Annotated in this window: 10 protein-coding genes; 1 reads left to right on the top strand and 9 read right to left on the bottom strand. The window is 44.8% G+C overall.

Going from position 1 to position 13,639, the window contains the following annotated elements; translation table 11 throughout:
• Nucleotides 1-38 precede the first annotated feature (38 nt).
• The 8 genes from JMW64_RS02490 to JMW64_RS02455 all read right to left on the bottom strand — a co-directional run bounded on the left by JMW64_RS02490 (nt 39) and on the right by JMW64_RS02455 (nt 10,738).
• Complete coding sequence (locus JMW64_RS02490; RefSeq protein ID WP_201552756.1) at nt 39-1,649, bottom strand: carboxyl transferase domain-containing protein; 1,611 nt, start codon at nt 1,647-1,649, stop codon at nt 39-41.
• Between the two features lie 113 nt (nt 1,650-1,762).
• A complete protein-coding gene (locus tag JMW64_RS02485; protein WP_201552754.1) occupies nt 1,763-3,538 on the bottom strand; it encodes an AMP-binding protein in 1,776 nt (591 codons plus the stop codon).
• 282 nt (nt 3,539-3,820) lie between these two features.
• A complete protein-coding gene (locus JMW64_RS02480; RefSeq protein WP_201552749.1) occupies nt 3,821-5,608 on the bottom strand; it encodes an AMP-binding protein in 1,788 nt (595 codons plus the stop codon).
• 301 nt (nt 5,609-5,909) lie between these two features.
• Complete coding sequence (locus JMW64_RS02475; RefSeq protein WP_201552748.1) at nt 5,910-7,133, bottom strand: FAD-dependent oxidoreductase; 1,224 nt, start codon at nt 7,131-7,133, stop codon at nt 5,910-5,912.
• A 193-nt stretch (nt 7,134-7,326) separates the two neighbouring features.
• Nucleotides 7,327-8,058: an amino acid ABC transporter ATP-binding protein gene (locus tag JMW64_RS02470; protein ID WP_045443837.1), complete on the bottom strand. Its 732-nt coding sequence runs from the start codon at nt 8,056-8,058 to the stop codon at nt 7,327-7,329.
• Between the two features lie 182 nt (nt 8,059-8,240).
• Nucleotides 8,241-8,912, bottom strand: coding sequence for an ABC transporter permease subunit (locus JMW64_RS02465; RefSeq protein WP_060490392.1), 672 nt, complete (start codon nt 8,910-8,912; stop codon nt 8,241-8,243).
• Nucleotides 8,909-9,655, bottom strand: a complete 747-nt coding sequence (locus JMW64_RS02460) for an amino acid ABC transporter permease (protein ID WP_055123453.1) — start codon at nt 9,653-9,655, stop codon at nt 8,909-8,911. The genes JMW64_RS02465 and JMW64_RS02460 overlap by 4 nt, the downstream gene beginning before the upstream one ends.
• 96 nt (nt 9,656-9,751) lie before the next feature.
• Entirely contained in the window at nt 9,752-10,738 is a 987-nt protein-coding gene (locus JMW64_RS02455; protein ID WP_045453598.1) for a glutamate/aspartate ABC transporter substrate-binding protein, read from the bottom strand.
• Between the two features lie 324 nt (nt 10,739-11,062).
• On the opposite strand from JMW64_RS02455, the gene hslO reads away from it, so the two are divergent.
• Complete coding sequence (gene hslO / locus JMW64_RS02450; protein ID WP_055123454.1) at nt 11,063-12,043, top strand: Hsp33 family molecular chaperone HslO; 981 nt, start codon at nt 11,063-11,065, stop codon at nt 12,041-12,043.
• 116 nt (nt 12,044-12,159) lie between these two features.
• Here hslO and JMW64_RS02445 read toward each other — a convergent pair whose 3' ends face one another.
• Nucleotides 12,160-13,629, bottom strand: coding sequence for an esterase/lipase family protein (locus tag JMW64_RS02445; protein WP_201552747.1), 1,470 nt, complete (start codon nt 13,627-13,629; stop codon nt 12,160-12,162).
• Nucleotides 13,630-13,639: the final 10 nt, after the last annotated feature.

Here is a 13,639-nt window from a genome sequence, read left to right as displayed (position 1 = left end):
TATTTGATATCTCATTATTTAGGCAGACCTTAGGATGATTACATTCTAAAAATACCAAACGTCGTCTCTTCGATCGGCGCGTTATACGCAGCGCTTAACCCTAATGCTAATACATGACGGGTATCAGCAGGGTCAATCACGCCATCATCCCATAAACGTGCGGTGGCATAATATGGGTGACCTTGCTTTTCATACATCTCACGAATCGGTGCTTTAAATGCCGCTTCGTCTTCCTCACTCCATGTCTCACCTTTACGGTCAAAATTGTCACGCTTAACTGTTGCCAGTACCGATGCTGCTTGCTCGCCGCCCATCACAGAGATGCGGGCATTTGGCCACATCCATAAGAAACGCGGGCTATAAGCGCGGCCGCACATGCCGTAGTTACCAGCACCAAACGAACCACCGACGATGACCGTAAATTTCGGTACTTTTGCATTGGCTACTGCCATAACCATTTTGGCACCGTGACGGGCAATGCCTTCATTTTCGTACTTACGCCCGACCATAAAGCCTGTGATATTTTGTAAAAATACTAATGGAATTTTGCGTTTACAGCACAGCTCAATGAAGTGCGTGCCTTTTTGCGCTGACTCACTAAATAAGATACCGTTGTTGGCGATGATACCGACTGGCATCCCTTCGATATGAGCGAATCCGCAAACCAGCGTCGTGCCAAATCGTGATTTAAATTCATCAAAAGCACTGTCATCGACGATACGAGCAATGATTTCTTTGATATCAAATGGCTTGCGCTTATCGGTTGGAATGACGCCATATAACTCTTTGGCATCATAGCGTGGTGGACGCGGTTTGATTTGATTGGGCACTTGCTTCGCAGGACGATTTAGATGGCTAACGATGTTACGCGCAATCGACAATGCATGGGTATCGCTCTGTGCTAAGTGGTCGACGACCCCCGACAGACGAGTATGCACATCGCCGCCGCCCAAGTCTTCCGCCGTGACCTCTTCACCTGTCGCCGCTTTTACCAGTGGAGGACCACCCAAAAAGATAGTACCTTGGTCTTTCACGATGATCGACTCATCACTCATCGCTGGCACATAAGCCCCGCCAGCCGTACAGCTGCCCATGACCACGGCAATCTGTGGAATACCGGCGGCACTCATATTGGCCTGATTAAAGAAGATGCGACCAAAGTGTTCTTTATCGGGGAACACATCATCTTGATTGGGTAAGTTAGCCCCGCCTGAATCCACCAAATAAACACAAGGCAAATTGTTTTCTTGCGCGATTTCTTGTGCACGCAGATGTTTTTTGACCGTCATTGGGTAGTAAGTGCCACCCTTTACCGTGGCATCATTACAGACAATCATACACTCAATGCCATTGATACGACCGATACCCGCAATCACGCCTGCCGCTGGAATCTCTTCGCCATACATATCGTGCGCGGCCATCGGTGCCACTTCTAAAAATGGCGTACCCACATCGAGCAAACGCTCAACACGCTCACGAGGCAAGAGTTTGCCACGGGCTAAATGCTTGGCACGTGCACGCTCTGAACCGCCTTGCACGACTTTACGTAAGTGGCCATATAGGTCATCGACCACCGCTTGCATTGCGGCACTGTTTTGCTGAAATTCAGCGGCGTTCGGACTCAGTTTACTGGTTATGATAGCGCTCATGACATCCCTTTTCTTTAATGCGTAAATGCGAGTGGCTTTTTTATTTTATGCTTTATTTTAGCTTTTACTCATATATCTTACTCATAAAATAACAGATAAGAGTGGTCAAATTTCTATAGACTCAGCTCTTCTATCATCTGCTCAATAATTTTATATTTCTGAATTTTTCCAGTGATGGTCATTGGATATTCAGTCACGAAACGATAATAAGTCGGTACTTTATAATGGGCAATATGCTCGCTACAGAACTCGCGAACGTCTTCTTCCGTCAAGCTGTCTGCTTCTTTAGGAATAATCCACGCCGCGAGTACTTCACCATACTTTTTATCAGGAATACCGACGATTTGCACATCTCGAATCTTCGGATGACGATAGAGATAGTTTTCGATTTCGACCGGATAAATATTCTCACCGCCACGAATCACCATGTCTTTACTACGACCAACGATTTTGACATAACCGTCTTCATCCATCGTAGCCAAATCACCCGTATGCATCCAACCGTCTTGGATGGCTGCGCGGGTTTTGAAGCGACTGCCCCAATAGCCTTTCATCACTGAATAACCACGTGTCAGTAACTCACCGGTCTCGCCCAATGCGACAGTCTCACCGGTTTCAGTATTGATGACTTTGACTTCAAGCGCAGGCTGTACTAAACCAACGGTTGAGACTTGTTTATCAAGTGGCGTGTGCTCATTGGTCTGGCAAGACACTGGACTGGTCTCTGTCATGCCATATGCAATGGTGACTTCACTCATATGCATCTCGTCGATGACGCGGCGCATGACTTCGATCGGACAACTAGAGCCCGCCATGATGCCAGTACGCAAAGTCGATAAATCAAAGTTTTTAAACTCTGGATGGTCAAGCTCAGCGATAAACATCGTTGGCACACCGTGCAAACCCGTACATTTTTCTTCTTCGACGGCTTGCAACACAGTCAATGGCTCAAAACCATCGTTCGGATAAACGATACAACCACCATGCGTGAGAATAGCTAAGTTACCAAGCACCATACCGAAACAATGGTAGAGTGGCACTGGAATACAGAGTCTGTCCTCTTCTGTGAGATTCATAGCCTCACCGATGAAGTAACCGTTGTTAAGAATATTACGATGGCTTAATGTTGCACCTTTTGGCGTACCAGTCGTGCCACTGGTGAACTGAACATTGATAGCATCGGTGTTTTTGAGTTGGGCTTGGCGCTCTGCAACCCGTGGATCGTTAGCATCGCCTTCCGCCATCCATGCAGAGAATTTCTGCATAAAGCCAAAGGTTTCTTCAGATGATGGCTCATCAATCCAAATGATACGCTCAATCGTTGGAATCTCGACCAAATCAAGCTGGGTGTAGTCTTTATGATAAATCTCAGGACACAGTTCACTGATGAGACTGGCGTAATCGCTGGTTTTGAAATGGCGCATGAGTACAAGCGCTGAACAGCCCAATTTATTCAAGGCATATTGCAGCTCAAAGGTACGATAGGCAGGATTGATATTGACAAGGATAATACCGGCTTTTGCCGTTGCTAATTGCATGAGCAGCCATTCAGCATTATTGTGTGACCAGATACCGATGCGATCACCGATTTCCAGCCCCATTTCAATCATGGCACTCGCTAACTGATTGACTTGCTGTTGCAATTCTCGGTAGGTCCAGCGAATATTTTGATGGCGAGAAACCAAGGCTTCGCGCTCTGGATATTTGGATACAATAGCATCAAAAAAGTCACCGATAGTCGCTTCAATGAGCGGCACATCAGGACCTTTATCATAGCTTTGGGTAAGCGGTGCATTTGCTGAGCGTGCGCCCATATTAATACTAGGAATGCTATTTAGAATAGTATCAAAATCAATGTGAGTCGCATCAAAATCAGAATTTTGCGTCATAACGAGTCCTTTCGTTTTACTTTTTATGGTGCTTATTAGTCGCCTATCGCCGATTCATTCTTCCTTGAACAGGTCTTAACTAGCGTTAGCTACTATACCGTCTTAAATCGAAGGCTGTCAATAATAGTAATACAATATGTATCATTTAAAATGATAGTATAAGATAAGATAAATTCATCAGTCATGATTAAGTGACGAATTTTCTGAATGACTTAAATCAAAAAAGCCAGCCTTATCATATATAGAAAAAAGCTGGCTTTTCCAGTGATTAATAGTCTCAAATCACTCCAGACCCAATTCTTTTATCATTTGCTCAACAATTTTGAATTTCTGAATTTTACCAGTGATGGTCATTGGATATTCATCAACGAAACGAAAGTAGGTCGGCACTTTATAATGAGCAATATGGTCACAACAAAACTGCCTTACCTCTTCTTCGCTTAAGCTATTTGGCTCTTTTGTAATAATCCACGCCGCAAGTACCTCACCGTACTTTTTATCAGGAACACCAACAATTTGTACATCGCGAATCTTCGGATGACGATAGAGATAGTTTTCGACTTCTACTGGATAGATGTTTTCGCCGCCGCGAATGACCATGTCCTTGCTACGTCCCACCACAGTGATGTAGCCATCTTCGTCCATTACCGCCAAATCACCCGTATGCATCCAGCCATCAGTAATCGCCGCGCGTGTTTTAAAGCGGCTGCCCCAATAGCCTTTCATCACCGCGTAGCCATAAGTGAGTAATTCACCCGTCTCTCCAATCGGGACGACATCACCCGTTTCGGTATCCACGATTTTGACCTCAAGCGCGGGCAGCACCATCCCTACGGTAGAAACTCTTTTTTCAAGGGGTGTTTGCGAGCTGGTTTGACAAGAAGCTGGACTGGTCTCGGTCATGCCATAAGCAATCGTCACCTCGCTCATGTGCATTTTATCCATGACGCGGCGCATGACTTCGATGGGACAACTAGAGCCGCCCATAATACCAGTACGTAAGCTGGTCAAGTCAAAACTGTCGAAGTCTGGATGATCCAGCTCTGCGATAAACATCGTCGGTACGCCGAGCAAGGCGGTACATTTTTCTTTTTCGACCGTTTGCAATACGGTGAGCGGATCAAAGCCATCATTAGGATAAACGGCGCAACCACCATGGGTTAAAATAGCTAAATTACCACCTACCATGCCAAAGCAGTGATAAAGCGGTAATGGAATGCATAGCCTATCCTCCTCTGTCAGCCTCATACCTTCGCCAAGGAAGTAGCCATTATTCAAGATATTTCGATGCGTTAAAGTAGCGCCTTTTGGTGTACCCGTTGTCCCACTAGTAAACTGCACACTAATAGCATCGGTATTCTTAAGCTGGGCTTGGCGCTCCGCGACGCGAGGGTCGTTTGCGTTACCCTCTGCCATCCAAGCAGAGAATTTCTGCATAAAATTGAAATTTTCATCAGATGCTGGCTCGTCAATCCAAATGATGCGCTCAATCGTTGGAATCTCGACCAAATCAAGCTGAGTATAATCTTTATGATAAATCTCAGGACAAAGCTCACGAATCATTTGCGTATAGTCGCTGCTTTTGAAATGACGCATTAATACCAATGCCGAACAGCCCAGCTTATTCAGTGCATATTGCAGCTCAAAGGTACGGTAAGCGGGATTGATATTGACGAGGATAACGCCGACTTTCGCGGTTGCCAATTGCATCAAAAGCCATTCAGCATTATTGTGTGACCAGATACCGATGCGATCACCGATTTCTAGCCCCATTTCAATCATGGCACTCGCTAACTGATTAACTTTCTCTTGTAGTTCGCGATACGCCCAGCGAATATTTTGATGACGAGAAACCAAAGCTTCACGCTCTGGATATTTATTGACAATGGCATCAAAAAAATCACCGATTGTCGCTTCAATCAGCGACACATCAATGCCTTTATCATGGCTTTGGGTGAGTGGCGCATTTGCTGAACGCACGCCTACATTAACTTTAGGGATATTGTTGAGAATACTGTTATTAGGCGTACTTTCATTAATAGTACTTTCAAAGTCAGAAACTTGAGTCATAACGAGTCCTTTCGTTTTGCTGTTTAATGTTTGTTATCAGAGCGGTAATAGACTACAAAGGTAAATGTCATATTCTTCCTTGAATATTCTCTGTCACCATAGACTATAATTAAATCAAGCCCTAACCAATATAGCCTCTTAAATGAAAGCCTGTCAATAATATTGATACAGGACGTATTGATTACTATTGCTGCGCCATCTTATTAAGTTGATTATTTATATAAAAGATACGATAGACATAAAAAAGCCAGCGCTGCATTAGGATAGCAACACTGGCTATGATTTAGAGCTTTTTTAATCGTTACAATGTAGGTGCTACAGGCGATTTAATCGTTACTGTTGCGCTGACTTCATCACTATCATTTAGCAAGTCCATGACCAGCTCTTCATCACTTTCTGTCTTGACCTGCCAATTACCAGTCGCTTTTGGCACACCTGTCACCATGACGGAGATTGCTTTGTTTTTTAGACGAATCATTGGCGGTTTATGCTCATAGCCATTATGATCTAGGCCCAACACATCATCAGCAATGGTAGCAGCCTGCGCGCGTAATGGGGCGACATAGCGACACGGTACACCATCGATAGACATACAGTCACCAATCGCATAAATATTGGCTGTACTGGTACGCAAGGTCGGCGCATCCACCACGATCCCAGTGCGACGGTCAAAATCGACACCAGCTGCGGTAGGCAGTTTGTCATCGACCGTCAAACCTGTACTGGCAATCACATGATCCACGATGAGTGGTTCGATTGGCTCAGCAATACTGCTTTCTGTCGCTGATGCTAGCGCCTCATAACTGACCTGCAGTTTTCCATCACTGATACGAGTAATAGCAGATACCTGATACCCTCCTAAAAAGTTAATCCCTTGCGACTTGACCGCTTGGGCGATACGAGAAGTTGCTTTTGGCGGTAGCATTTGTGATAGTGGCGCATCGTTTAAATCAATGAGTGTCACTTGATGACCGGCTTTTAATAAGTCTTCTGCAATCTCCGTCCCAACCATACCTGCACCAACGATGGCAACGTGCTGACTGCCAGTTGCTAGCTTTTCTTGCAACTGTCCAAAGCGCTCAATATGATTGACGTGCCATACCAAATCCTCTGGCAAGCTTTTTGGGAAGATAGGATGCGCACCCATGGCGAGCACCAACTTGTCATAGCCGATTGTGGCGTAATTGGTATAAACGGGATCTGAGCGCAGCGCAGAGATAAGCTGCAACTGTTGAGTGGTCGTATCAACATCCGTTACTTGCGTGTTGGCAAGTAGCTTAATATTTGCAGCTTCTGCGGCATCAACGCCTGTTGCTCTGACCAAATCTGCTGCACTTTTCTTTTGGCTAATCGCCATGGTCAGCATTGGCTTGTGATAACGATCGCCACTGTCGGCAGTAATTAAGGTAATCGGGATGTCTTTGTCTTTTGCACGAATGGCATCAATGACATGCCAGCCTGCCAAACCTGCACCAATAATGACGATACCTTTAGATGATTCTACTAATGAATTTTCTACACTCATATGAACTCCAATACGGTTTATGAATTATTTTAATTATCAGAAATATTGACCGCTATTGTATCAGTAAACAGGTATGCACTCACATACGCATCCAAATTGAAGGTATAAATCAACTTCCACAAAAAAAGCGCCTATTAATAGACGCTTTTTAGAGATGCTATTTATAAAAAATTCAAATAATGAAATAGAGATTTTAGTGATTCAAAATCTTCGATAAGAAAAGTTGCGCGCGATCACTTTTTGCCCCTTCAAAAAACTCATCCTTACTACAGTTCTCAACAATATGACCTTCGTCCATAAAGATAATACGGTTGGCTACTTGACTGGCAAAGCCCATTTCATGGGTCACACACATCATGGTCATGCCATCACGAGTCAGCTCAACCATGACATCAAGTACTTCTTGAATCATCTCAGGGTCAAGCGCAGAGGTCGGCTCATCAAAGAGCATCGCTACAGGATCCATTGCCAGCGCTCGTGCAATCGCAACACGCTGCTGCTGACCACCAGAGAGCTCGGCTGGATATTTCGCAGCCTGTACCGTTAGTCCAACGCGATCTAAATATGCCATGGCTTTTTGCTTGGCCTCGCTCTCTTTGCGACCCAATACTTTAATTTGAGCGACCGTTAAATTATCAATAATGGTCAAATGCGGAAACAACTCAAAATGCTGAAAGACCATGCCGACACGGCTGCGTAATTTTGGCAGATTGGTTTTTGCCGCACCAACTGAGATACCATTTACCATGATCCCACCTTCTTGAAAAGGCTCCAGTCCATTGACCGTCTTAATCAAGGTTGACTTACCACTACCTGATGGCCCGCACACGACAACGACATCGCCTTTATGAACATGCGCCGTACAATCACTCAATACTTGAAAATCCCCATACCATTTGCTGACATCGGACATTTGAATGACCATCTCATCACTAGCATGACCATTATTGGTGACCAGTCCGCCAAAGGCATTTAAGTATGTATCAGCTTTGCTCATCACTGGCTCCTAACCACATTGTTTTTAATAATCGTCATTTAAAAAAAGTTAAATCAACTACTCAACCAAAGCCTCAACACTCAAAAAGCGCAAGCCAAGATAAATATCTATCAAAATCGCAAACGCTTTTGCAATTGTTGTACACCCACGGAGGCACTGACACTGATGATAAAATACACCGCACCAGCACCCAAAATGTAAGGCGTCAGCAAACCCATCAGCTCACCGCGTACATAGGCGGCACGGAAAAAGTCTGTCAAACCAATAGCGAAAACCAACGTCGTATCTTGGAATAAAATAATACACTGCTGCAAGATTAGCGGCAGCATTTTGCGAAAGGCTTGTGGCAAAATAACCAGACGCATGGTCTGCCCATAAGTCATACCCAGCGCTTTGGCGGCATTGACCTGCCCACTACCAATCGATTGAATACCAGCACGCACCACCTCTGAAAAGTAAGCGGCTTCAAACATCATAAAAGCAACCACACAAGAGGCAAAAGCAGCATCAAGTTGTAAATACTTACCCGCTATCCAAAAATAAATCATCGGTACGGCAAAGTAAAACCACAGTAGCACCAGTAGTAGCGGTACAGAACGAAAATAATTGACGTATAGCTTTGCTGGAATCTCAAGCGCTTTGATACCAGACAAGCGCATCAATGCCAATACCGTTCCTAAGCTAATACCACCAATAATCGCCAAAAACAGCACTTTTAAGGTGGTAATCATGCCGCCCATCAAACCAGGATAGGCTGTTGCCAATTCGGTCATCATGTTCATTTCTGACCTCCTGCAATGAGCCCAGGTACACGCAGTTTGCGCTCAATTAACCCCATAATAGCAATCAAAGATAAGTTAAATACTAAATAAATAATCGTCGCGTAGGTATAAATCTCGATGCTGTTTTGGGTGTATTCGCTGATGGTTTTGGTTTGACTAATCAGCTCCATTACCCCCACTAATGAGGCGACGGAGGCGTTTTTGAAGCAGTTGGTCAGCTCAGAGCTGAGCGGTGGCAAAATAATACGAAAGGCCTGCGGTAGCAGTACTTCTTTGTAGACTTGCGGAATACTAAAGCCTAGTGCATAAGCAGCATTGATCTGACCTTCGGGCAACGACTCAATACCTGTACGCACCTGTTCAACGATACGAGCGGCGGTAAATAAGCCAAGACCGATACTTGCTGAGAGCATGGCTGACGTATTAGGAGATAAATCTTTATACCACCACTCTTGTATCGTGGGCGTGAGCCAGCCAGGTGCAATATAAAACCAAAAGAACAATTGGACAAGCAGTGGAATATTACGAAAAAATGTCACATAAGCGGTGCCAATGGCACGAGCGGTCTTATTAGGCAAAGTACGCATGATGCCAAAGATAGTACCTACGACCATAGCAATGGCCCATGCGATACTACCAATCAATAGTAGCCAGCCAAGACCAGTAATCATCCAATGGATATAAAGCTCATTACCGATACCAGTCTGCTCAAAGAGCACACCCCAGTTCCAGCTATAATTCATGGTTGTCTCTCCGAGCAGCGACTGAAAATCCTACGTGTTCAGATTGATATCAACATCAGTCTTAACACGTAAGCAAGCTATGTTGCAGGACAATAATTACTGTGCCGTCGCAACTTTCGGCTGAGCGCTGTCATGCGGACTGGCAATCAAGGCTTTTAAGTTGTCAGACATCTCAAAGTTTAGATTGACGTTCTTTGGTGGGATTGGGTTTAAGAACCACTTGTCATAAATGCTGTTGATTTCCCCTGATTTAAAGACATTCGCTAACGCTTCATCGACCACTGCTTTGAACTCAGGATCATCTTTACGCATCATGCAACCATAAATCTCAAACGATTGCGGCGTGCCGACGATGACCCATTCATCAGGATTTTTTGCTTTGGCTTTTTCGCCAGCAAGTAGTACATCATCCATCATAAAGGCATCAGCGCGACCATTTTCTAGCATAAGGAAGCCTTCGCCGTGGTCTTTTGCTGAGATGATATTCATGTCCATTTTGTTGTCATCGTTGTACTGACGAATATAACGCTCTGAAGTTGTGCCTGCGGTGGTGACTAAGGTCTTACCTTTTAGGTCTTCGAAATCTTGAATACCTGAGTCTTTTTTGGTCAATAAACGCGTACCGATTTCAAAGAAACCGTTGGAGAATGCCACTTGTTTTTGACGCTCTTCGTTGTTGGTGGTTGAACCACATTCAAAGTCGACCGTGCCGTTTTGTACCAAGGGAATACGGGTTTGTGAGGTGATAAGGTTATAACGGACGTTGAGGTCTGGCATGTTTAGCTTTTGCTTAACCGCTTCGACGACTTTCATCTCTAAATCGTGCGCATAACCAATCGGCTGATTTGGGTCGTCAGCGATATAAGAAAATGGAATAGAAGAGTCACGGTGACCGACCACGATAGTACCTGAGTCTTTGATTTTTTGTAGAGTACCGTTGGTAGTGGTTTCTGTCGCTGTTGCATCATCTGCTGGCGCATCAGTGCTGGTTTGGCTACTGTTATTACACCCTGCAAGACCTAGCGCCATAAAAGCAGCGAGAGTTAAAGGTTTAGAGAAAGACCTAGAAGATAGATAGCTCATGAGATACATCCTTTTATCACATTATCACAAGATTGAATGAGTGCTTGGACGACACAGGTCTTATTCATTGACCTCATTGCCACGCATCCATGCGGTTGTTGTTGCTGTTATTTATCACAATGCAACTTAATGTTACTGTACAACAAATTAGCGGGTGTGGGTAAAAAATTTTTAATGAGGCTTATTTTTTGAGGATATCGGGTTTAGTATCGCCATAACTATCCAATAAACGTCTTTAATCTGTTAAACAATATCTAAAGAGCAATTGATAAATCACGATGAATCCCCATAAAGCTAACAACTTCTTAATACTATAAATGACCTATGACACAAGATACTCAAGTCCCTAATACGGACAGCCAGAACGCTGGCAACCATAGTGACAATGACGTACGTCAACGTTTCTTTATTGAAGATTCGCCGGTGCGCGGTGATGTGGTGCGCCTATCACGCAGCTATGCCAGTACGATAGCCCAAAAGCCTTATCCTGAAGCGATCAAGCGCTTATTGGGTGAGATGCTGACAGCAGCGAGTTTGCTTATCGGCACGGTCAAAATCAATGGTCATCTGTCGATTCAATTGCAATCATCGGACAGCGATAGCTTGCTAAACTGGGCAATGGCAGAATGCAATCAAGACGGTATCATCCGTGCCCTTGCTAGCTGGAAGGGTGAGACTGATGAGCAAGTACAGGCTTGGGAAAATATGACTCATGCCAAAGAGGCATTTGCTGAATTGGGTGCGATGGGTCAAGGCGTATTGTTTATTAACATTCAGCCTGAAGGCGGCGAAGCCTATCAAGGCATCGTCGAGCGCAGCCATGACAATTTGGCAGACTGCTTAGCGCACTACCAAAAGCAATCGGCGCAGATTCCAACCTTGATTAATTTGGCGTCTGATGGTCTGCAAGCGGGTGGAATGTTGGTACAGATGCTTCCTCGTACTGCTGAAGAAACCTATGAAGTCGAGCAAAACCAAGATGCGGGTATCGACGATGATTTATGGACGCGTCTGAGCGTTTTGACACGGACAGTGAAAGCTGAAGAGTTGACCACGCTTGATGCCAACGAAATCCTTTATCGCTTGTATCATGAAGAAAATGTCGTCGCGCCCGATCCTGTTGCATTATCATTTGGTTGCACCTGCTCACGTGAGAAATGTGAGATGGCCATTGAGCAAATCGGTGAAGCAGAAGCCTTAGACATCATTGATGAGCAAGGCGGTAACTTTGAGATGGATTGCGGGTTTTGTGGCGAGATGTATAAATTTAATAAAGACGATGTGACCACGATATTTTCTGAGTAATTAGGATTTAGTGCAGCTCGCTTAGTAATAAAAAAACCCTCAAGTGTGACGCTTGGGGGTTTTTAATGTCAGGGCTTGAAATTTATGACTGACGATATAAATGGTTTCGAGCACGCTTAATTGGCTACTTCATCCACTTCTGGATAAGAATAGATACGACTATCAAGCCCATACTTTGCATCATGGGCATCGCCTAGCCTATTATCCAACAGCCAAGCAATAACTTGCTCATGTACTCTATCGCTGTAGATTAAATTCATGTGATTGACCCCATAAAAAATCGCCTTATGTCCCTCTGGTACTGCTAGCGTATGCTCTTCGGTATATTCGCCGAGCGCTGACTCTACTGAGACCAACCCGTCTCCAAGCAAACTTGTGGTCTTAGATTCATAATGAGTTTCAATCAAAGCTGCCGCTACTAAATAGGTATTCACATGCAGGGGCAAACGCGTGGGATGACGAAACTCTGCTGGCAGCACGCTGCGCCCTGCGGTAGACTTCCAATCAGCATCGCGAATACTGCCGTAACGTAAATCTATAATACCAGCGCTACGCAAGTCGCCCAATTTAGCCAATGATCCTGCAAAAGGCAGCTTAGCGATTTTATCTTGAACAAAATGTCCAATCTGCTCCAAGCTTGCGCCATGATGCGGTGAGCCTAAGGTGACAAGATTGCCCACGCGTTTGACCCAGCTAAAGCCCTGCTCTTTACCATAAAATAGCGCACTACGGCTCAACAAACCGCCCATACTATGACCGATTAAATCTATTTGAGTGACGTCGGGATTATTCTCCACCAAATCTTGCAAGACTTTTGCAAAGCTACGTCCGTTGCTAGAAATACGCCGACCCGTATTATAGTTTAAATACAGAACCGTCGCTTTTGGCAAGTGATTGACCAACGCTTCACCCAAATTGCCTTCTCCAGATACTTGCCAGCTCAAGTGACTCATACAAAGCCCATGGCATAAGATAATAACGCGCCCTGACAGCGCGCCACTTTGTACACGATTGTATTCATCATATAGCACCATCGATACTGCCAATGGGTTGTGATGAGTGATAAGGTGATCGCCCATGACGCCATTTAGAATATTGACCAAGCGACGTAAGTTTTTGGGTAAAGGTTGTATTTTTTTGGGTTTAGAAACAGTGTTATAAAGACGCAGCCCTGAGGCAAGATTATTGCCCACCAATTGCATCGTATAACGCACCGTGCCATAAATCCGCCCTGTGATACCGCGCTGCCAGTGCTCAATATTGCCTTTATTAAACCGCCCTAAAGGACGCAGCAGAATCTCACGATGGATAGCCTCTACAATATCAGTGACTTCCACCACGCCCATCGTTGCCAACTGAGCCAAGCCTTCAAAAAAATCAACCAACGTAATAGGCTGATGCGGTTTGCTATAACTGTTGTCCACCGTCTCGGCGCTCAGCTCATCGACATAGATATATTCGAGTTTCGCCAACTCTTCATAGACATCGCCCTGAAAACCTTCACCAGTATCCGACTCAATAGCAGTTGGACGCCGAGTGGTGGCAAATAAATCATGAATGGTTTCTAAAGGTTTTGGACTGGTCATAGTGTTAACA

The sequence above is a fragment of the Psychrobacter immobilis genome, from assembly GCF_904846065.1.
Classification (GTDB): Bacteria; Pseudomonadota; Gammaproteobacteria; order Pseudomonadales; family Moraxellaceae; genus Psychrobacter; species Psychrobacter immobilis_H.
The sequence above is the reverse complement of the archived record's forward strand: the minus strand, read 5'-3'. Positions and strand labels throughout refer to the sequence as shown.